The 439-nt window shown below is 61.5% G+C and carries 1 protein-coding gene; it reads left to right on the forward strand.

Going from position 1 to position 439, the window contains the following annotated elements; all coding sequences use genetic code 11:
* Positions 1 to 30: 30 nt before the first annotated feature.
* Positions 31 to 439: MarR family winged helix-turn-helix transcriptional regulator (locus I6F36_RS38845; RefSeq protein ID WP_225173279.1), on the forward strand; the 409-nt coding region annotated here is incomplete at its 3' end.

The following is a 439-nucleotide window of genomic DNA, read 5'->3' on the forward strand; positions in this document are numbered from 1 at the left end:
GATGGAACTACAGCTCAGGTCGACAACGGCATGCCAGCCGACAAGGCGATGAAGACGGATTCGGCCGCGCAGCTCGCGCGCAACTGGCAGCTCGAAGGCGGCATTGGTTTTCTCCTTCGGCTGCTCGAGGCCCGCTACGACGTCCTCTATCAGAAGGTGACGCTCCAAAGCGACATCACGCCCCGGCAGTTCGGCGTGCTCATGGCGCTGTATCAACGCGGTCCCCTCACGCCATCGGTCCTCGCGGAACACATCAGTTGCGATCGGAACACGCTCAGCGAAATGCTCAAGAGAATGACGGCGCGAAAGCTGATCTCGAGAAAGAACAATGCGGAAGATCGGCGGTCCGTCCAGGTTCAGATCACGGCCAAGGGAGAGGCCGCCCTTTTGAGCGTGGTTCCGGCCGCCGCTGAACTGCAGGATCTGATGCTGGCGCCCC

The organism is Bradyrhizobium sp. BRP19 (assembly GCF_020194195.1).
Classification (GTDB): Bacteria; Pseudomonadota; Alphaproteobacteria; order Rhizobiales; family Xanthobacteraceae; genus Bradyrhizobium; species Bradyrhizobium yuanmingense.